This window comes from Lentilactobacillus hilgardii (genome assembly GCF_009832765.1).
Classification (GTDB): domain Bacteria; phylum Bacillota; class Bacilli; order Lactobacillales; family Lactobacillaceae; genus Lentilactobacillus; species Lentilactobacillus hilgardii.
This window is the reverse complement of the sequence record NZ_CP047121.1, coordinates 1008646-1030193: the sequence shown is the minus strand read 5'-3', so window position 1 is coordinate 1030193 and position 21548 is coordinate 1008646. Positions and strand designations below refer to the sequence as shown.

Sequence of the window (21548 nt, the reverse complement as noted above, 5' to 3'; positions counted from 1 at the left end):
CAAAAAGAACGATAAATAGGCACTGCTATTCCACACTTTAATGAAGCTAATAGCGCTTACCAATCACTGTTTTATCACTTGGAACACCTATTCCAACGGCGGTTAGGCATCTATTTGTCTGCATATCCAATTAGCTTTCATTAGGATTGTTCTTCGTAATATCTTTTAAAAATTTAATTGTTTTTTAAGGAAAACATCGATTTATATTCACACTTTGTTCCAACTTAATTCAAATCATATCATATTCATTATATTTTCACATATTCGTCACAAATAAAACATATTCTGTCTTTAACGTTACAAAACGCCCAAGTCACAATGCCTTGGACGTTCATATATTATCTTAAGTGATTTTTCTTACATATTATAACGAATCAAATCAATCTATTTTGAAGTTAGGTTTGCGTCAGTCAAGGTACTGAATGGCAATGCAGTTGAAGCCAACCGAGCCTTAACAGTAACCGTAGAACCATACGTGGCACCTGCAATGGCACTGTAATTAGCACTCTTGTCAGCAGCACTTAACGTATCATAAACATATCCCGGTGCATATGCACCAAGTTTTGCCTCGTCAGTCGACCCATTTCCAAGTTCAGTAGCAGCAAAGGCTGGTGCGTTGGTTAAATCTGCCCGGGTATTTGTCAACGTTTGATCTGCAACAACTAATCCTGAGTCTGCGTCAATGATTTTTGCGTAAACAATTTTGTCGTTGCTCACTGTAGGCGTGGGTACTTGTTCAATAACGGCCCCTGCGTAAATCCAGCCATGAATCTGCGGATCATTATCATTAACAACATAGTAATATGGTGTGCCTTCACGGATCATCTCAACTGATTGAGTGACAGTAAAGTCTTCCCCACCATATGGTGTTGTGTCAGTCAGGACTTTTTGAGCTCGATATTGTGATCGATACGGTGCAGACCATAGTGAATTAATAACCCCAGGATTGGTTAATTGAACGGTTCTGGTATCAGGCATTGCAGCTTCTTTAGTTGTTTCGGTATACTTCAAGCCATAACCAACCGATGACCAATCACTGTCAGGATTACTTTTACCAACATAAATCCAGCCACGATGTTGATAATCAAAAGAAACAACTTTTGCATAGTATGACCCTCTATTTGTCCGGGCAACTCGATAGGCTCTAAAGTAATCCTTTGAGTTTTCAGAGTTTGCCAATGCCCCTAAAGTTGTTTTGCTTGCAACCAGACGAGCACCTTTAACAGTACCCGGTTTTGTATAAATGGCATATTGACCGGTTGGTACCACATTTCTGTCCGATCCTTTTGCACTTGCGGCATAGTCACGTGTGACCTTTACCGCTTTACTTTTAGCATTTGCAGTCTGAGCACTTGAAAAACCAGCAGCCGCGAATAATCCCAAAGCTGCTAAGCCGATAAACAACGTTTTATGTAAATTCTTATTCATAACCCGTTTCCTCCTCATGAATTCATTGATAATCACACTGTAATTATATAACAGTTTACCATGTGGTTGGAAGTCATTTCTTTAAACAACATAGAAAAAACGCCTCGAATGCGTTCTCGAGACGTTTTAGTTACCTAGTAAACCGATACGGGCAAGCTTGAAGGAACCCTTATCAGTCCTGCATGCAGCCGGCTTGAACAACTACCTGCAGAAAAATCAATTTATATGGAATTAGATATATTTAATTGAAGGAATGTATATCTATTTTTTAATAAAGTGTGCAGGTAAAACACACTTTATGTAGGTAGAGAGGAAAGAAAATTCCTTTCTTCCCTCTCTGAAGCATCATCATTCGAAAGTAAAACTGATAATTAAACCAGAACTAACTATTTCTAAAGTTACTTAGCGATATAATTCGTGTTTGCATTAATTGAGGTATCTTTGCTGTTTACAGAAACTTGGGTCACGTATCTGTGAAGAACAACCTTAACAGTTGAGCCATTAGTCAATGAAGATGCATTGTTGCTTGCAGTGCTTGTTGCATCATAAACATAGAAGTAACGCCAGTTATCTGATCCCGGAACGTTGCTGCCAAAGAATCCGGTTGATTGGCCAAGAAGCGATACTTGTTGACCTGAGGATGTATCGGTGTATAGATTCTTATTATCAAGGGTAACTTTGGTATTTGAATTATCAAGAGCAGTTTCGAATTTACCACTTGAAGCAAAGTAATCACTAAGCTTGAATGATCCGGTTGTAGAACCACCAGAAGGCAAATCAGCTGATTGTTGAGAAGTGGTCAACCCGGGATATCCCAGTGCAAAGTCAGATGCCGACAAGCTTGTCAACCCACCGTCACTATTAACATAGTTGTAAGAAACCTTTGTGCCTGCAGCAACAGGTACAACATCAACTGTAATCGTTGTGCCAAAGGTTGCATTGGATAATGTTGGGCTAACGTTCAAGTTAGTGGTTGTCCCATTGCTTGAAGCAGCAGCGCCGTCGGTAGTCGTAAATGCGTAGCCGGATGGCGCACCCGCATTAACAATGTATGCACCTAAATCACGACCGGTGCTATCTTTAAAGCTCGAGCCACTATTGTATACACTCTCGCCCTGCTTGGAATTTGATGATGATGTTGTCCAAGTACTACTTGCATCGCTCACAAGGTTACCAGTGGACGTATTTCGATATTGAACCTTGACACTGGTATCAGCATCAAACGCAGCGGATGATGACGATGATGAAGAAGCAGATGTCGCTTTCAAATCACTAGCCTTCACCCACTTGCCGTTAAGTTGTGCGGCAGCTGATTGAGCTGCGGACGAAGCGCTTGCTGATGATGATGACGCACTCGAACTGGCACTTGAAGTCGAACTGGAAGTACTTGCCGAACTGGCCGGAGCAGCTGAAATTTGATACCAGAGTGCATCTGAGCCCTCACGAGTTGTATAGGCAGCTTTAGTGACCGTGAATTGAGCGCCTGAGTATACAGAAGTATCAGAAACAACTTTGCCATCGACGGTCGCCCGGCCAACTTTATATTGGCTCCAGGCTGGGTCATTATAAGCCAATGAACTGGTTGAAGCTGATCCCGGATTTGCAAGTGTAAAGGTTGCTGATGAAGAAGGAGCGGACGAAGCAGTAGTTGTAGTAGCGTATGACGTCAGGCCACCAGCAAAGCTGCTGGTACTCTTACCACCGTAAATCCAACCACGGTAGTTGCCGTTAAAAGTCACAACCTTATAATAAACGGAGCCCCGGTTTGTTGTCGCAACACGATAAGCCCGAACGTTTTGCTGAGAGCTTGTTGAAGAGGATAAATTCTTCAATGTTGTTGTGGTAGCAACGACTTTTGCACCCTTTAATGTACCGGCTTTGGTATAAAGAGCACTTGATCCTGTCCAGTTAACGTTACGCGTTGTAGCGTCTGAAGTTAAAGCTTTGTTTGATGTCACCTTGGCATAAGATTTTGCACTCGCCTGTGTATTAGCTGTGCCTGCTGCGGCAACAAAACTTAAAGCAGCTAAACCAACAAACAAAGATTTTTTGAAATTATTTGTCATAAAAGCATTCCTCCATTTTTCTATTGTGTTTCCACAAAGAATATAAGTAGTATAGCGTCAAAAAATGGTTTATGGCATTACCAATTGACCACAAAAACAGTCTACTTTTACAACTGTTTTGCCAAATGATAACAATCTAACAATCTGGCAAAGGAACTCATAAAAATTTAAAAAATTCACATATTCTTCATATTTTGGCCGAATAATAGGCTCTGAAAGGATTGTTAACAGCCCAATTATCCTAATATAGCAACATTCTCAGACGCTTTATAAATGTGAAGAAAGTATGAACATAACGGATTTTGCATTATATTTACTATAAAATTATCTCTTTAGGTAAGTTTCTTGATTACTCATTACAACTCAATTTGTTATTAAATTGTTTATAAAAAAGCGGGATCGCCAGCCTTGGAGTAAGCCGTCGATCCCGTTATTTATGTTGTTTACCTAGTGAGCCAATAAAAATGAGCTTGAATCATTTTATCCGCTAAATGACGAATGCAATGAGCTTGAATCATCACATCCAATCACCCAAATCAATTATGGAGAATCAAGATAGTCAATATATTGATTATCAATGATTAATAAGGTCATCTTCGTCAAGATGCCTTATGTATAAGAGGGTTCGGGAAATAACCATTGTTATCCCCCGAACCCCCTATTAACTTAAAATGAAAAAATTTCTATTTTGATGATCAAATCCGTTAATGCCTAACCACTAATTATTGAGCAATATAGTTGGTGTTGGCGTTAGCATCCTTGGTAGGTGTTGTGTCTGGAAGGTTAGTTGTAAACTTCTGAAGTACAACTTTCACAGTAGCACCTTGAAATTGTTGTGGATTATTATTGTTAAGAGTATCTTGTGCGCTGTAAACGTAGAAGTAACGTTGACTGCCATTATTAAGTGCTTGTCCGAAGAAACCAACCTTTGGAAGACCTGTTACTTGGTTAGTATATGGATCGGTCAATTCGCCTTTTTTGGCAGGAACAAGAGTAGCAACCTTGGTATTAAGAACATTTTCAAATGCCTTACCTTCACCAAAATAATCTGCGGTAGCAAATGTTGTCTTGTTGCTGTTAACATCTGGTAAAGCAGCCTTTTGATCAGCATCAGTCAATGCAGGGAAAGCATTACCTGAGAAATCAGATGCTTTTAAAGCAACTAAATTTCCATCTTTATCTTGTGTATAGAATGAAACTTTGGTCGTTGCGGCAGTTGGTGTAACATCAACAGTCAAAGTTGAACCAAAGGTTGCACTTGAAACGGCTGGTGCAATGGTCAAGTCGCTAAAGCTCTTTGCATTTGCATTAGTCCAAGTGTAACCAGCAGGTGCCTTGGTATTGAAGATGTAGTCACCAAGTTTGTAGCCGGCACTGTTTAAGTTGGAATCGCTAACAGTTTGACCCTGCTTTGTGTCGCTTGAAGCAGTTGTCCAAGTATTAGTCTTATCCAAAGTCTTACCGGTCTTTACATCACGGTATTGGATCTTAACGCTCTTGTTAGCGTCAAAATCATTTGTTGCAGATGATGAAGCTGAAGTAGCCTTAACAGCTGAAGCTTGTACCCACTTAGTATTCAACTGATCAGCAGATGCTGAAGCAGATGAACTCGCTGATGATGCAGCGCTTGAGTTGGCACTTGATGTACTTGCTGAAGATGCAGCACTTGAGTTAGCACTTGATGCGCTAGCTGAGCTGGCAGGTGCAGCAGATAATTGATACCAAGTTTGGCCGTCACGTGAGTTGGTTACAGCGCTAACGATCTTGTATTGTGCGCCAGAATATGGAGCAGTGGTTGTAATCACTTTACCATCAACCTTGGCACGACCGACTTTGTATTGAGTCCATGCCGGTGCTTCATATGCTAAGTTGGCAGCGTCTGAACCTGGTTGTGCCAAAGTATAAGTAGCGTTTGCAGCAGAGCTGTCTAGCGTAACAGGCTTAGTTGTCGCGTATGATTCAACACCACCACCAAAACTTGTTGCTGATTTGCCACCGTAAATCCAGCCACGGTATTGGCCATCATATGAAACAACTTTATAATATACTGAACCACGGTTAGTAGTAGCAACACGGTATGCACGTACATTACTCTTGCTGTCTTTTGATGCAGCAGCAGTACTTAAAGCGGACTTACCTGCAACAACGCGGGCACCCTTCAATGTACCAGCTTTAGTATATAAGGCAGATGAACCAGTCCAGTTCACGTTACGAGTATTTACGTCTGAAGATAAAGCCTTATTAGATGTGATCTTGGCATAAGTCTTTGCACTTGCTTGTGTAGTAGCAGTACCTGCTACGGCAGCAAAGCTTAATGCAGCCAAGCCAACAAATAATGACTTTTTCAAATTATTTGTCAAAATATATTCCTCCAATTTTCTTGTGCATCCACAAAGAATGATTAGAGTATACCGCTCTGAGGTTTTAGTGAAATTACGAAAAGTTTTCGTTTTTGGACTTTTATTACAATAAAGTTACATTGAAACAACATTGTAACAAAAGTAGAAATTAAAAATTAAGCTTTTCAAAATACGCTAAGAATTCACAGAATATTCAAATCTTCATACTTTAATGGAAGCATAGAATTATGCAATCGGTTGGATCGTGACTAAATTGGGATTTGATGTTATTTTTGAATTGTGTACAAAGTATGAAGAAAATATGAATATTAATAATAAGTAATTAGGATTGATTTCGGCAATCACTTATTAGTAAAAATAGAAAAAAAGAAGTAAAATCATCTGTCTTTTCCCGAAGAATAAAAAGGTATTACTTACTACATAAAAAATCTTAGATCTGAATCAACTTTTTTACATAATAAAAGCGACTCTACCTTGCATTTCTTTCAAGGTAGAGTCGCTTTAACCAATTAAATTATCTCCATCAATTCTAAAATGCTTTGTCCTAGAATCACTTGACTGCTAAATTATAGCTATACATTACCTGAACAGGATTACCATAAGTACCATTTCCGGCACTTTGAGCAGTATAGGATACTTGATCCCACTCGATAGTCCACTTACCGTTCTTTTGTACAAATTGTGGATACATTGGTGACTTAAGAGTTAGCAATGCATTATTAGCATAAACCGCCGACAATGCGTCACCGTTTGTAAATGTCGCTCCTTGATTACCTGAGATCGAGAAGTTACTTGGTGCAATATACTTGCCAGCAACGGCTTGACGGAACGCAAGATTTAATGAGTTTGCATCTAGATTGAACGCAACTCCACTAAACGATGCAATAATGTTCTTATATGCTTGATCATCTGGTTTCATATTTGCCAAATCTTGAGCAGAATATTTTTGATCTGAAGATGTCGGAAGCCATTGATCTTGATTCCAAACATGAGGGAAATCAACCTTAGTATTATCATATTGGTCACTGAATGCAGTCATAGCATTAACACTGGAATCATTTATCTGGAACAAATGTAAAATATCCCACCAGTTGTACGTCGTACTTTGGTTAACTGCAGAGGGCACAATCACGCTTGAGGCCTGCTTAGTTGCAGTAGATGATGAATTACCAGCAACAGTCTTCAATTGAACGGTACTTCCGAATTTAGCCTGTGCCAAAGACGTCTTCTGGTCATCTGTCAGGGTATTATTTGCTAATGTATAACCTGTTCCAGCTAATGCTTTAGCAGCTTGATCCTGAATCGAAGTCACATCACTGGTATTTAATGTCCAAGTGGAACCATTTGCGGTTCCCAATGTATTACCGCCAACAGCTGAATTGTTTGTATAATTGATACTCTTAATTGTATTCCCATTTGGATCAACGAATGTAATTCTCAAAATTTTATCTGCTGGATTAGTTGGTGCCGTTGTTGTCGGTGTAGTTGAAGAAGATGATGAACTCGATGAACTGGGACTGGAAACAGCAGTCAATCCACTATATAAAATCCAACCGTTAGCACCTGAATTGCCAGAATCCGTTGCTGTTATATGAACCCACAAATCCCCTTCGCGGGTACGATTTGCGGCTTGATCAATGGTGAATGTCTTACCAGCATACGCTGATGAGTCAAGGATTTGACGGCCAACCTTATATTGCGTCCAAGATGGTTCCTTGTAAGTAACTGTCTTGCCGTCGTTTGCATTCCCTGGATTAGCTATTTTAAAGGTACCGTTTTTCTGATCAGTCGTTAGTGCAGCAGGAGTTAATGTATTATATCCCTTTAGTCCCCCGCCAAAGTCAGCGTTACTTTTCCCGCCATAAATCCATCCGCGATACAGGCCATTAAATGTGACCACTTTATAATAGATAGAACCGCGATTGGTTTTAGCAATTCGATATGCACGGACATTATGATCTGAAGAATTCGAATTTGCAAAACTGCTTAATTGACTGGCTGATGCAACTAGTTTTGCGCCCTTGAGTGTACTTGCTTTTGTATAAAGTGCGCTGCTTCCTGTAAAGTTAACGTTTCGATCAGATGGATTCATCGAAAGCGTTTGATTAGACTTTACCTTGGCGTAAGTCTTCGCACTTGCAGTTTGTCCATTACTTACACCAGCGACTGCAAAGAATCCTAATGCAGCTGCCGATATAAGTAATGACCGTTTAAGGTTATTTTTCATATTCCATTATCCCCAATACATATTATTTGAAACTTCACTTGTATTTTACAGCATATTAGTTCTCATTACTATATAACATGACAATTGTTTATGGGGTTTAATATGGATGTCATATAAATTAGTAAAGTAAAAAAGTCTTTCAAGTTAGTTAAATAAAACCTGAAAGACTTTCTCATAAAAAACGGATTAAATTATGGGTTTGTTACCGTCGTACCATTATCAGCATTGTAATAAACATTCACCGTTCCACCACTAAGACCAGGATTTGCACTCTGAGCAGTATAGGTTAATCTGCCCCAAGTTAGTTTGGCCTGAGTTGCGCCAGCAGTCGTATCTTGAGTAATGATTGGATAAATAGGTGAGTAAATAGTGCCAAGATTATTACTCTTTGCTTGTGCTAAAGCAGTATCACCCGAGTAATATGCGCCACTGGCACCTAAATTAATCCGCATATTATTAGGTTGTAGATATACTAAGTTAGCAGCTTGTTTAGCCTGTGGATTAATACCTGTAGTTGCATTATTCAATTGATCAGATGTTAACTTATTTGCTGCAGTCATTGCATCAGCAAGTTTTTGTTTCAGTGTTGTATCGCTACTCTTAGACCACTGATAAAGGTCACTAGCACTCACAATAGTCTTATCACTACCAGAACCACCAGCGAATCCAGGAATCGCAATGTCAGTGTTAACAGTCGGACCAGATATGCTATTCATCTGTCGAGCTGTTAACGATCCAAGATAACCATTTAACATCGGCTGAACTGTCGTAGTAGTTGTAACCGGTTGCGTATTCGTTACCGTAATCGTCACATTATCCCCGAATCGACCAGCGGCAATCGCTTGTTGCTGGGCTGATGTTAACTGCCCATTAGTTAAGAAGTAACCAGTGCCGGTCAACGCATTATTAACAATGCCGTTAATATTAGTAATGTCATCATTTGATAATGCCCAAACGTTACCATTCCAATATCCAAGATAATTGCCCTTTGTGGCATTAGCCTTAGGATAATCAACGGACCTCAAGAATGTGCCATTTGGCGTTACCATATTAATTCGAACGGCGTTATCCGCAATTGCGGTTTGCTTTGTAACTGCAATATTAACTGAACCGCCAAACGTTGCGGCACCCAACGCATTAATCTGTGTCTGGTTCAAAGCGCCAACGTAGTATCCGGTACCACTTAAGTTGGTATTAATTTGGTTCTGAAGTTGTGTCTGGTCACTTGCAGCCAACGTCCAGTTAGCCCCATTTTGTGTTCCAAGACGCGTACCCTTTTGAGCACCTGTCTTAGTGTAGTCAAATGACTTCACAACGTTGTTATTATTGCTTGAATCTACCAGATTAATTCGAATGGCATTATCGGCAACCGGCGTTTGAGTTAATGTCAAACCACTATATAAGATCCAACCATTTGCCTGGCTGTATTGGTTATCGGTTGCTTGAACCTGTACCCACTGGTCACCTTCACGGGTACGTGTTCCCACTTGAATAATCTTAAAGGTTGCGTTTGCGTAAGGCGTTGAATCAAGGACCTGACGCCCTACCTTATATTGAGTCCATGCAGGTTGCTTATATGTGACCGTCTTACCATCATTGGCAATTCCTGGGCTCGCAATTTTGTACAAGCTATTTTGTTGGGCATCACTTAAATTATTAGTGCTAAACGTTGTAAATTGCTTAGTACCACCGCCAAAATTAGCTGTACTTTTACCACCATAAATCCAACCACGTGTCTGTTGGTCAAATGATACAACCTTATAGTAAACAGATCCACGATTGGTTGTTGCTACTCGATAAGCACGGAAATTATCCGATGACGAATTTGAATTTGCCAACGTGGATAGTGTTGCCGTCGATGCAACTAATCGAGCACCACGAAGTGTTCCGGCTTTGGTATAAATGGCATTACCACCGGTAAACGAAATATTTCGAGTTGTCGGATCGGATGACATCTTGCTATTTGAAGTAACACGTGCATAAGTCTTCGCGTCTGCTTGATTTGCATTAATGGTTGCAGTTGCTGCGAATAATCCAAGAGCTGCCATTGAAACAAACAATGACTTCTTTAGATCAAACCTCATTATTAAAACCTCCCCTAATACATATATCTTCTCCTATACAACACCTTAAGTATAAATCATTATGAATGCGCTTTCCAAGAATCTGCTTACGAATGAGAAGGATTCTCATAACCTAATTGGTTGAATATTTCAAATATACATTCACCAATCATTTATTTTAATAACACTACTGCTCATATTTGATTGTGCACTATCTAAAAGAAAAAGCTGTTATACGCCGATTTTGAATAAACTCCCTGATACTTTCAATGAGGGCAACTCGAAGCATATCCCGTTCTTTACTAATTAGTTAACTAAATTTAGGTCCTCTTCATCTGCCTTATTTAAAAAGCAGAACATCAATTCTCTAATGGTAGCGCTACCAATCGCATTTCATTTCGGTACTAAGTTGAATAACCGCCGTTTACTTTAAACAAAATCGGTTACTGGAAAACAATAAAAAGATCCCGTTTCAACTAAACATCGTTGAAGCGAGACCTACTGTCATATCATTATTCTGTTAATTTTTTCAACGTTAAGTGTGGCACAATATGCCAATTCTCCTGGTTTCCCAAAACCTTTGCATTGTATTTTTGCAATTCAACTTGTTCATGACTACCGCTTTGAGCATCCAAACCGGTTCCGAATTGAATCGACCCTTGGTAGTTGGTAAACATGCCCAGATGTTCATAATATTGCGGCGTATCCAGCAAAGAATGAAACGACTGGGTTTCTGCCAACGAGTGTTTTAATTGACGGCCCCAATTAGGACTCAGCATCGATAAATCCGAATTAATCGTGGCAATTTTAGGAACCGATTTCCTCTCAGCTCCAATACCATCAATCAGGAAATAACGATGAAACACCGAGGTCACATAACCATTATTATCCGTCGCAATTTTCCAATGTTCATCAATTCTGACAAACACCTTTTCCGTTTTAACATCCGGCAGTGGGATCGTTACACCCCGTAATCGATTACCGTTGAGATCATAGCCGCCAATAATGTAAGCCGGGTGGTGAACACGATTAAACAGGTCAATATGGGCGTCCTCATACGTAAAATGACTAGCCATCTTTGCATGACGGACGGTGACTTCCTGTTTTACCGGCACAACCCCCACATCAATATCCAAGTAGCTCTTTTTAACCAAGTGGGGTAAAAGGCCATGTCCCTGATACTGAGCATCATCCATGTGCAGTGTCGGAACGTAAAAAATCACGTTGCCTGGTATCGCTAACGCCTTGTCTCGTTCATCCCCTTGTTTCCGAGGCGGTGTCATTCGCTGCTGAAATTCAGTTGACCGTTCAAGAATACCCGTTGCGATATCTACAATATTGTCCGGCAAATTTGTAAACTTATGATTTGAAAATGATTGTGACATCACACTTCTCCTTCACAAGGCCATTTCCCAAAATCACATACTAAACCAGTATCCGTATTCGGAAAATGACCCATTTGTCCAACCTCTACATCTTTAAAAAACGATTATACCGGGATTCATCTCCCGTTGCAATTACTTCCATTCGTTCCAGTATAAGCGCAAGACAATTGAAACTCAACAAAGTCCGGTTGCTTTCAAAAGCAAAAAAGTTTTGCTGTACATCCTTCAATGCGTCGCAGCAAAACTTCCTCTAAGCTTTTATTCCGTCAGTTTAGTCGCAACAACTTTAACCGTCACGTTCTTTGAAACCCCATTTTCTTGGGAAACATCTACCGCCATCGTTAAATTTGCTTTAATACCTGACTGATTAACCTGAATGGTTTGCCCATTGCCTAAAACCCGCTTGATTTTATCGGGACTCATGCTCTGGTCAATTTTATTGTAATAAGGATATCTGATTGGATAGAAAACCCGAATTGCTGCCTGCGCTGCAATCGATGGAAATGTACCTAATCCCAACTGCTTGACATCAACGTTCAACTGGCATTTCGCTGGATTTTCCGGATCAGGCACTTTTAATGACTCCGGATCCAATTTCAAGTCAACATTGACTGCTGTAATACCGTTATCATCCCGATCGATTTTAACGCCAATATCAAATTTCACTGTAATTGGCAATTCCTCAAAGAATTGTTCGACATTAATACTAAGCTGCTTACCATCACCCAACAACCGCTTAACGGTGCTATCCGACATTGGCGACATAATGACCAGCGATCCCAGATAATTGACCTTGTAGTAAAGATTGGCTGCCGACTGAATTTGAGCCTTCAACTCATCATTTATAAGCATCCCTAAAATACCACTATCCAGCCCGGATACAGCTGCCTTCGCATTAATCCACTTAATTTGTGAATACGGTATTAATGTGACCAACGAACTCCCGGTTGGATTAACAATCACCGCATAGTTGCGGCCACCCTCAGCCGTAAATCGTTTACCATGTCCCAATTTAGTTGCAATTTCGACCAAGGACATATTTTGATCGTAATTAAACGGTTCCGAAAGCCCCTTAATCACCTGTTCTTTATAACTCTTCTGGACTTTGGAAATCACAGATTGATCTGTTTCTTGAGAAAAGGCATTTTTGTAAACCTTGGCATCAGTAGAGCTGAATGTCCCTGAATAATTAAGTGTCCCTCCTGGTTTTTCCGGACTAGAAGTGTCCGGACTCGGCGTGGAAGTTGGTGCGGTCGGTTTTTGACCTGAAGCTGATTGTTCAGGCAACGTTAACCCGGGCTGATTGCTCGAAGTGTCAAATGCAGGTTCGACAGCCTTACCCTGAATCCATCCGTTAATACCTGGATGTTCTTGACTGGCAATGTAGTAGTAAATCTCGTCGCCCTTTTCCCGTTCAACCACACTTTTCACCGTTAAAGTATCGTTCACGTATGGCGCCAATGATTTAACGACTTTTGTCGGTTTATAGGTTGTCCCATATGGTGCCCGCCAGGTAACATGTCCGGTGCCGGGATTGGTAAATTGATAAGTAGCTGTCTTTTCCTCAGCTGTTAACGCCAGTTCACGATAGGTTTTGACTGCGTGTAGGCCTCCGGAAAAGCGATTTGTTTTTTGACCGCCATATACCCATCCCCGATGTTTACCGTCAAAACTGACAACTTTATAGTAAACCTGATTTTGATTCGTCTTTGCAACTCTATAAGCACGCAAATAATGATTGGCATTCTCGGAATGATCCATTTTTTTCATCGTTTTTCTGGATAAAACCAGCTTATCACCCTTTAAGGCGCTTGGCTTGGTATACAAACCGGCTTTACCAGTCGGTTCCACATTTCGTTTACTCACTTTGGTTGTCAACGCTTTGTTGCTTGTCACTTTTACCTTGGACCCCTGGACCGGCTGAATGACTAACAACAACATGCTAGCGAACGTCACAGCACAGGCACCGATCCATAAGCCTCCGCGTTTAATTTCCTTTTTCATCGTAATCCCTCCATTATCCTTATCGATACCATAAGAATAACCGAAATATTTGAATTAGATGTGACTATTGTTTGCATTTTCAATGAAATAATATCCCGATAGTAATAACAGAGGTAACTATTAACCCCCATTAGCCATTTTAAATAGACAAAAAAACGATTGGTCAAGATCGCTTCAACAAGCTAATGATCAGTCGTTATTTTATGTATCATTTCATTTATGAGTTCATGACAAACGTGATGGTGTCAAGCGTCGATACGTCAACAAACCGGCTTTGATTCAGCATATTGGTAAAAGTGAGTTTATCATCCTTAATCCCCGTTATGTACCCGACTACAGGCTCTATGTCTGTCACTTGATGTTCTTGGCGATCCCCAAAACTCAGTCGAACCATTCGACCACGGCGCATCGCTTTTACCGCCATATCTAAAACTGTTGCTTCTGCTATTTTATCCATTCGCAAAATCCCCCTCCTGACAAATACTCATTATACGAACGAGCGTTCATAAAAGCAACAGGGAAATTTGGTCTTTTTTTAGCAAACATTTGAAACCCCTTGCTACCACTACCATACGAATTTTAAATTATTTTTCTGTTAAAAATAGTGATAAGATTTATTTGTGAAGGAACTCACACTATGTTTTGCTTGGCATTCGACTTTATTTTAAGGGGTGTTTTATATCAGAAAATTCATTTATTTCCTCCTGTTTACGGTTTTGATTGTAAGCGGTGCGTCTTACCAGCAGCCCACTCAGACTGCAGAAGCATCATCTTACGTCTACGTTACCCGAACCGGTAAACATTACTTTTATCATAAACATAACCGTGGCTTAAACAATGCTAAAAAAATTTATCGCGTCAAGCTTTCGACGGCCAAAAAGCGTGGCTTAACTTTGGCCAAGACCGATTACAAGCCAAGTTCAACGCGCAAAAAAACGGTTAAGACGACACGCAAAAAGGCAAAAGCCGCAGGTAAAAAAGCTCAAAAAGTCAGTAAGCGTCAAATAAAGATTGGTCGGCAAATTATTATCATCAATCAAAATCGGCCAAAATTTTCAAAAGCGACGCTCACCCGAAAACATGGCGCTTGGCAAAGATATGGCCGGCTTGATTTCTTAAATCGTGCAACCACCGCGAACGCAATGCTTAACAAACGACTCATGCCGACCGAACAACGAGCGCCTCTCTATGTCGATCCAACCGGCTGGCATAATAAAAAAATCAGCAGTGGTTGGCTTTATAATCGTTGTCATTTGATCGGCTATCAATTGACCGGTCAAAACAATAATCTTAGAAACTTGATTACCGGTACACGCTCATTGAATACACCATGTATGGAACGTTATGAGAATCAAGTGGCAGCCTACCTAAGAAGCAGCCGCAAGCATTACATCCGATATCAGGTTCGGCCTGTTTTCAAATCTAATAACCTCTTGGCAAACGGTGTCCAGATGCAGGGAAAATCTATCGGCAGTAATCGGGTTCGCTTCAATATCTACATTCGCAACATTCAAGCAGGTGTTAAATTGAATTACAAAACCGGTACCAGCCAGGTCACTAATTAGTTAACCATGTGCACACATTAATACAGTTGTTTTAAAAGCTCATGACGCTTCTGTAACAGTCATTGTTTAAGAAAACAAAACATGGTACTTTTAACTAAGTAAGCGTTTTTTAGTTTAAAAATGCCATGTTCATCAAGTTACTGTCGCACAAGCACGATTGAGGAGCGTCATTCATTGAAAGTAAGCAGCTGCATTTATATTGCTTTGGCAACACTTTGTTTGGGGATGGGACTCATGGTCGCTGACACAAGCGCTAATGCCATCCCAACCACTACCAGTGGATTATCCATCGGCAGGTATCGAACCAAATCATTTCACGGGTATCGAATTGAAGCCAGGAATTATGTCCGCTACAATTCAGAATACAATGTTAAGCAACACGCTATTTTATCCAAATATCGACCAACCCAAAAGTCAAAAGTTATTTTTAAATATGGAACTAAAATCGTGCCGACAAGGCATCCTTGGATTTGGCACCATGGCAAAAATGACAATTTAATGACGATGTACCAGTACTCAAAGGGTGCTTGGCATAAAATGGAAATATAATTTTTACAGTGAGCCCCCGGTCTCTTCTATTTCAAAGAAAGAAGCCGGGGGGCTCATTTTTAATTGATTCTATTAAAAAAACGATTCACCTTACAAGTGTATGCCATATATTAAACGCATGCTGCTCTTTAAAATAATCACCAGCACCACTGCTTCGCGGATTTGTTGGCATTAAGTTATCACGAGTAAGCGGCTCAACAAACCTGTCAGATTATTATTCGGAAAAATTAAATGATATTTATATAAAAATAACCATATTTAGATAATCCGATTTATGCTATGATAACATTGTTAAATAAATCACATATTATATTCTAGGGCGAAAAGGGGCAGTATGATGACAAAATTAAAAACAGCCGCGATTATGATTGCGGCAACCTTTACATTTGGTGGCATCGCAGTTGTTCAGCCACCGGTTCAATCAAACGCAAGAACGACCTATGTATGGATCGCGCCAAACCACGGTAAAAAGTATCATTATTCCAAGAATTGTCGTGGGTTAAACAATGCGGGCAGAAAAGTCCATGTCACTTTGCACTGGGCGAAGTCACACCATTACAGACTTTGCGGTTGGGAAAAATAACGTGACCAGAAAAAGCTTGGGCAGTTGTGAACAACTCTGATTGACTTTCAGAGTGGTCGGCAACTGCCCAAGCTTTTTCTATTTACCGTATAAACTTCAATCATCCATTTCAACGATGTGTTTCTTAAAATAATCTGCCAATACTTCCGGATCAATCACACCGCTTTGAGGGGTCACTTTCCAAGGACGTTCACGCATTGTTTGCCGACTCAATTCCGCTGCCGTTTTGTTGCCAAACGTTTCCTGTACTTCAAAAACAATTTTTAACAAGCGGTCATCCTGATTGACGTCTCTGTAATTGACGTCATCTTCATTGGTCACTGTTCCTGTCACAAATCGTTTTCCCCTGAACCGCTGGTGGACGACTGCAATAGCCGGTCCGTACTTCCAGGCAACGACATCATTGGAGAATGCCTTTTGCCCATACAATGCAAGAAACGTTCCCTGTACATAGTATAGTAGAAACATCAGCTTCATTTGTGTCAGCTTTTCAGTACCGGGATACTGCCTCTGCTTATCCATATTCACAATAATAAACCAACTTATCAACTTTGAAATACTAATCATGATTCCACCTATGACTAACCGAAATGGTCATCCTATTTTAAATATGAACCGATCAACCGGCCATTCAAGTCTTGTGTTTCCCGATTATTGGGCTGAAAATGTGCTTTGAACCAAGCCAACTGATCTGCACTGATACTAACATTCGGGTTGGCTATCACGAGCCATTCCACCCCTTCCGTTAGCGGTGGCGTTGTTAAAGAGCCCAAATAATGAAACCCGTTTGGTCGAGCCGGCACCCAGTCTCCCAATTGAATATTCACTGATTTGGTTTGCCCAACCTGAAATTGGTCAATGATCTGCTGAAGGGTGGCATCCCCTTTTCCTTCTGAAACCAGCAATGCGACAACCACAAGCTGGCCAATTTTGTTTTGATGAACCAGATGAATTTCAAAGGGCTTTGCTTCACCATCTACTAAATGCTCGGCCGGCACATGAAAATGAACCTGTACAAAATCAAATAACCGATCAAAGATCGTTGCGGACCCATCTCCCAAAACCCGAATTGTCGTTTGATCATCAATTTCGCTGGTCAAATCATACGAATTCTTTATTTCAAATAAAAGTGATCCATTATGTTGGACCGCTTCTGAACCTTTTAAATCAATTGGTGACTGCTGCCCACCAAATCCATTTGACCACTGTGATTGTGCGTTATAATCAAGCATAAGTACGCATCCCTTCTCATTTATGTTACTCAAATAATATCACAAATATATATCAACAGAACTTGTGTTAGAATTAATTCACGAATCATTTTAGTGGAGGAAAAATTAACGTGACTTTATTTGCACTTTTATTAGACGTCATTTGTCTTGGCGGCTATTATTTCCAACTATATAGCGGTGGCCCAATCATTTATCTCTTGGGATTGTTTCTTCAGGCCATTATCACAATTGTTCTACTGTGGATGACGCTTACTTACAAAGGGAAACGTTATCGAAACCCGTGGCTTTTTGGTTGGTTCAGTGCCACCATCCGCTTTGGAATTGTCCTCATGTCACTGGGAGTCAACGCTGTCATGACCTTTATGTATGTCGTCAATTACTTTGGCATTAACGACCTGATTTTTAATCATTAACATGATCAATTTAACTAAAAAAATACGATCGAATAGCTGTCTGCGGTGTCAGTGCTGTTCCGGATATTAACCGCTTTGTTCCGCACACGGTACTCTGGAATCAAAAACGTCTTTTTCTACACACTGATTTAGGACTGCTCCTCAAAGCAGCATTCTGCATGTAAGGGATTCTTTTCAAAAATCCAAAACCGGGATTTCCGAAAAGAACGCCTTACACTCCGAATGCTAACCGCTTTGCCACGCACACTGTTTTAGGACTGCTCCGCTAACCATAAACCTGCATGTAAGCTAACAGCCATCAAATTCCAAAAGCAGGAATTAGCTGCCTGTCAACTTACACTCCGGTTTATCCCGCTTTGCTTCACACACTATTCAAATTTCGCCCTAATCACAATTCTTTCTGCTTTCTGACTTTTATCCTGCAACTGATTGAGCATAACTTCCGCCGAGCTGGCACCCATAAAATACGGATTTTGAGAAATGAGTTTTAGTCTCGGCTCTAATCGCCGGGCATAATCCGTATCCGCAAAACCTGTTGCCGTCACCCGTTTGTTATCAATAACCCGATCAAATACCAATTGTGGGACAAACTCCAAAAACCAACGTTCTTTCAGGCTAAAGATGACCGTCTTTTCATCATTCTTTTGAATTAAATGAAGCAGCTGCTGATAGGTTGTCTGATGATTATGGGCAACTTCGGAAATTTCCAATACATCTACATGTTTAAATTCAGCCGTAATCCCGCGATACCGTTCCTGACGGGTGCGGGCTTTTTTTATTTCAGAAGTTAAGACGGCCACTCTGGAATACCCTTCCTGCACAAAATGATGACTAACAGAGCGGGCAACTTCATAGTTATTAATCACAACCTGTGGCCATGGACTGTCATCAATCTCTCGATCAACCGTCACGATTGGCATCGACCGCCGAAGTGCCTCCGTAATTGTCTGTGGATTATTGGCCGGCTGCATAATCACACCGTCAAACAGCTGACTGCCGATAGTCTTTAATAATCTTTGCTCACGATCATCATCGGAATCCGCATCAAAAAGAACGCCAATGTATCCGCTGCTTTCCAAAATCGAACTGATTCCTTTAAATAATTCAGTTGAGAAGTAATCATCAACGTTTGAAACGATAACTGCGATCATTTTACTGGAACGGGTCTTCATTTGACGTGCAACGGAGTTGGGAACATAGTTTAACTTTTCAATTGCGTTTCGGACATTTTCTGCCGTCTTTTTGGACATCCGATCCAACTCCCCGTTTAAATACCGGGAAATTGTTGCGACTGATACCCCTGCTAACGCTGCAACGTCCTTAATATTCGCAGATTTTCTACCATTGTTTGCCATTTAAACCACCATTTCATTTGCTTCAAGTATGCCTAAGATTGAGTTTCAAACCAGTTTCGTTTTTAATTTTATCATGAAAAAAGCGATTAGCATCTAAAATCCGCCTAATCGCTTAATGATCAGATATGACTGTTCTTCGTAAAATAAAGGATCTTACTCCAAATTTGAGTGAGTTGCCTTTGCCGTATCATTAGAAACATGATCTCGACGGCTCAACATGAGGCAGAGTACATCCAAAGTAATGTGAACGCTTTGATCAAACAATGTACTTAATAACTGAATTGATTTAACCCCATCGCCGGCTTTGGTTGCACCTGGAACCACAATTGTCACGTCGCCCAGTTTTCCCAATGGAGAATCAGAATGGCTGGTAACGGCTACAACTTTGACACCGTCATTCTTGGCTTTTTCGGTTAATTCCAAAATACTGGATGTTTTACCGGAACCGGAAACTGCCACCAGGACATCACCGGCCTGAATTGATGGTGTGATGGTCTCCCCAATGGCATACACCGTGTAGCCAATGTGCATTAAACGCATTGCAAATCCTTTAGCCATTAATCCTGATCGTCCGGCACCCAGAACAAAAATCCGTTTGTCTTTTTGAATAACGCCCTCGGCATCCTTCAATTGTTGTTCGTCAATCATGCCCATTACTTGATTAACTTCGCCCATAACCTGTTCTACTAAGCTCATTTAATGACCTCCATAAATTGTTTTGCACTAGCTACCGGATCATCTGTTTTAATAATCTTACTGCCAACAATCACTGATTCTGCAATTCCCTGTTCAGCAAGCTTCTTGGCCGTTTCCAAATCAATGCCGCCAGCAACTGAAATGCGTTTAACTGCCGGGAACTTTTTATGAAAATCTGCGACCGTTGAAACAGCATCAAACCCGATTGCGGCATCGTGCGAGTGGTGAATCCCATAAACAGCATTTTCAAAGTCGACAATTTGGGTGGTCTTTTCATCACTGGTTTCCATCAAATCGATAAACATCTCACCCTGTCTTTTACGGGTAACATCGTAAACGCCCTTGAGCGTGTCAGTTGAAGCTGCTCCCATAACCGTCAAAATGTCCCCTTTTGCATCAAATCCCTTTTCAAACTCATAGGGACCTTCATCAAACGTTTTTAGATCAAGCAATAATTGTGCATGGGACAAATCCGGATTTCTTTTACCAATTTCAACCAACCCGTAATCTTTAACGAGTGAAGTCCCAAACTCAACAATATCGACAAATTGATCCAATTTAGCAGCTAAATCCAATGCATAATCCAACGAGACACGATCTATTGCAACTTGTAATTTCATCTATTCCGTCACTCCTTCTTTTTGGTAAAAGGCTTTTAATTGTTTCTGGTCAGGGTAGCCATCATTATCCCCATACGTTTGAACCTGCAGAGCACCCACAGCGTTGCCGCGTACCACAGCCGATCTCAAGTTCAGTCCCTCCAGTAAGGCTGTAATAACACCAAGTGCAAAGCCGTCACCGGCACCAACTGTATCAATGACTTGTTTCACTTTAAAGCCCGGAACATCATACCGTTCACCTTCAGCCGTTTTGACAAAGGCGCCGGCTGATCCAACTTTCACAATGACCGCTTTTGTTCTCTGTCCTTTTAAATAAAAATCGGCAATTTTTTCAGGATCATCCGTTCCAAGCAATATTTTGCCTTCTTCAACGCCCGGTAACACGATATCTGCTGACCCGGCCAACTCATTAATTGTGCGAATCATTTTTTCCCGACTTGACCAAAGTGCCGGCCTTAAGTTGGGGTCAAACGTAATGGTAATCTCTTTTTGAATCAGCCTCTCAAGCAATGTTCGAAAAGTTTCTTCGGCCATCTCTGAAATAGCAGGAAAGATTCCCGACATATGAGCCATTTTGACGCCATTCAAATCCACTTTTTCAATAACGTCTTTTGACAGATGAGCCGCAGCCGACCCTTTTCGATAATTGTACGTTTGCGGATCTCCTTTTGTCACCAGCTCTTTCAGTTGATGACCGGTCCAATACTTTGGATCACGGGAAATATATTTTGTCCCGACACCATGACTTAAAATCGTTTTGATGACGTAATCACCAAATGGTTCGTTTCCCACTCTTGAAATGTAATCCGTTGAATGACCCAAACGGGTCGCCCCAATGGCAACATTCAATTCGGCACCACCCATAATTTTGGTAAATTCGGTTGCATCAATCAATGACACATCCGGTTGCTTGGACGCAAAGGTGACGATCGGTTCACCAATTGTTATTAATTCACTCATATTTTAATTCCTCACTTTAAGTTAATTGACTACGATTCCATT

General features: G+C 40.7%; 18 protein-coding genes. 4 read left to right on the top strand and 14 right to left on the bottom strand.

Translation table 11 applies throughout. The annotated features are described in order from the left end of the window. Positions 1 to 384: 384 nt before the first annotated feature. The 8 genes from GQR93_RS04625 to GQR93_RS04590 form a co-directional block, all read right to left on the bottom strand. Positions 385 to 1428: a hypothetical protein gene (locus GQR93_RS04625; RefSeq protein WP_159298706.1), complete on the bottom strand. Its 1044-nt coding sequence runs from the start codon at positions 1426 to 1428 to the stop codon at positions 385 to 387. A 398-nt stretch (positions 1429 to 1826) separates the two neighbouring features. Next, on the bottom strand, positions 1827 to 3494 hold the full coding sequence (locus GQR93_RS04620) for a hypothetical protein (RefSeq protein WP_003552781.1): 1668 nt from the start codon (positions 3492 to 3494) through the stop codon (positions 1827 to 1829). Positions 3495 to 4216: 722 nt separating this feature from the next. Continuing rightward, positions 4217 to 5854, bottom strand: a complete 1638-nt coding sequence (locus GQR93_RS04615; protein ID WP_035444391.1) for a hypothetical protein — start codon at positions 5852 to 5854, stop codon at positions 4217 to 4219. Positions 5855 to 6404: 550 nt separating this feature from the next. Continuing rightward, complete coding sequence (locus GQR93_RS04610; RefSeq protein ID WP_003552777.1) at positions 6405 to 8081, bottom strand: hypothetical protein; 1677 nt, start codon at positions 8079 to 8081, stop codon at positions 6405 to 6407. A gap of 191 nt (positions 8082 to 8272) precedes the next feature. Then, positions 8273 to 10165 carry a hypothetical protein gene (locus GQR93_RS04605; RefSeq protein ID WP_003552774.1) on the bottom strand — a complete coding sequence of 631 codons (1893 nt, stop codon included), beginning with the start codon at positions 10163 to 10165 and terminating at the stop codon, positions 8273 to 8275. A gap of 491 nt (positions 10166 to 10656) precedes the next feature. Further along, a complete protein-coding gene (locus tag GQR93_RS04600; RefSeq protein WP_003552772.1) occupies positions 10657 to 11529 on the bottom strand; it encodes a hypothetical protein in 873 nt (290 codons plus the stop codon). A gap of 258 nt (positions 11530 to 11787) precedes the next feature. After that, positions 11788 to 13533, bottom strand: coding sequence for a hypothetical protein (locus tag GQR93_RS04595; RefSeq protein ID WP_003552770.1), 1746 nt, complete (start codon positions 13531 to 13533; stop codon positions 11788 to 11790). A 217-nt stretch (positions 13534 to 13750) separates the two neighbouring features. Next, complete coding sequence (locus GQR93_RS04590; RefSeq protein ID WP_003552768.1) at positions 13751 to 13990, bottom strand: hypothetical protein; 240 nt, start codon at positions 13988 to 13990, stop codon at positions 13751 to 13753. A gap of 214 nt (positions 13991 to 14204) precedes the next feature. On the opposite strand from GQR93_RS04590, the gene GQR93_RS04585 reads away from it, so the two are divergent. The 3 genes from GQR93_RS04585 (at position 14205) to GQR93_RS04575 (ending at position 16230) form a co-directional block, all read left to right on the top strand. Continuing rightward, the gene (locus tag GQR93_RS04585) at positions 14205 to 15098 is read left to right on the top strand and encodes a DNA/RNA non-specific endonuclease (RefSeq protein ID WP_003552766.1); all 894 of its coding nucleotides are present in this window, start codon (positions 14205 to 14207) and stop codon (positions 15096 to 15098) included. 174 nt (positions 15099 to 15272) lie between these two features. Beyond that, a complete protein-coding gene (locus tag GQR93_RS04580; RefSeq protein ID WP_003552764.1) occupies positions 15273 to 15647 on the top strand; it encodes a hypothetical protein in 375 nt (124 codons plus the stop codon). Positions 15648 to 15981: 334 nt separating this feature from the next. Next, positions 15982 to 16230, top strand: a complete 249-nt coding sequence (locus GQR93_RS04575; RefSeq protein ID WP_003552763.1) for a hypothetical protein — start codon at positions 15982 to 15984, stop codon at positions 16228 to 16230. 96 nt (positions 16231 to 16326) lie between these two features. On the opposite strand, the gene GQR93_RS04570 is transcribed toward GQR93_RS04575, so the two are convergent. Together GQR93_RS04570 and GQR93_RS04565 are read right to left on the bottom strand one after the other, a co-directional pair. Further along, positions 16327 to 16797, bottom strand: coding sequence for a Panacea domain-containing protein (locus tag GQR93_RS04570; RefSeq protein ID WP_003552761.1), 471 nt, complete (start codon positions 16795 to 16797; stop codon positions 16327 to 16329). Positions 16798 to 16829: 32 nt separating this feature from the next. After that, positions 16830 to 17462: a carbonic anhydrase family protein gene (locus GQR93_RS04565; protein ID WP_003552760.1), complete on the bottom strand. Its 633-nt coding sequence runs from the start codon at positions 17460 to 17462 to the stop codon at positions 16830 to 16832. A gap of 110 nt (positions 17463 to 17572) precedes the next feature. Between GQR93_RS04565 and GQR93_RS04560 the strand changes: the two genes are divergently transcribed. Then, positions 17573 to 17875, top strand: a complete 303-nt coding sequence (locus GQR93_RS04560) for a hypothetical protein (RefSeq protein ID WP_003552758.1) — start codon at positions 17573 to 17575, stop codon at positions 17873 to 17875. Between the two features lie 368 nt (positions 17876 to 18243). Here the strand turns inward: GQR93_RS04560 and GQR93_RS04555 are convergent, their stop codons facing one another. From GQR93_RS04555 to GQR93_RS04540, 4 genes are all read right to left on the bottom strand, one after another. Next, positions 18244 to 19230 carry a LacI family DNA-binding transcriptional regulator gene (locus tag GQR93_RS04555; RefSeq protein WP_003552755.1) on the bottom strand — a complete coding sequence of 329 codons (987 nt, stop codon included), beginning with the start codon at positions 19228 to 19230 and terminating at the stop codon, positions 18244 to 18246. A gap of 153 nt (positions 19231 to 19383) precedes the next feature. After that, positions 19384 to 19926, bottom strand: coding sequence for a 6-phospho-3-hexuloisomerase (gene hxlB, locus GQR93_RS04550; protein WP_003552753.1), 543 nt, complete (start codon positions 19924 to 19926; stop codon positions 19384 to 19386). After that, on the bottom strand, positions 19923 to 20546 hold the full coding sequence (locus GQR93_RS04545; RefSeq protein ID WP_003552751.1) for an orotidine 5'-phosphate decarboxylase / HUMPS family protein: 624 nt from the start codon (positions 20544 to 20546) through the stop codon (positions 19923 to 19925). The genes hxlB and GQR93_RS04545 overlap by 4 nt, the downstream gene beginning before the upstream one ends. After that, complete coding sequence (locus GQR93_RS04540) at positions 20547 to 21506, bottom strand: sugar kinase (RefSeq protein WP_003552748.1); 960 nt, start codon at positions 21504 to 21506, stop codon at positions 20547 to 20549. Positions 21507 to 21548: the final 42 nt, after the last annotated feature.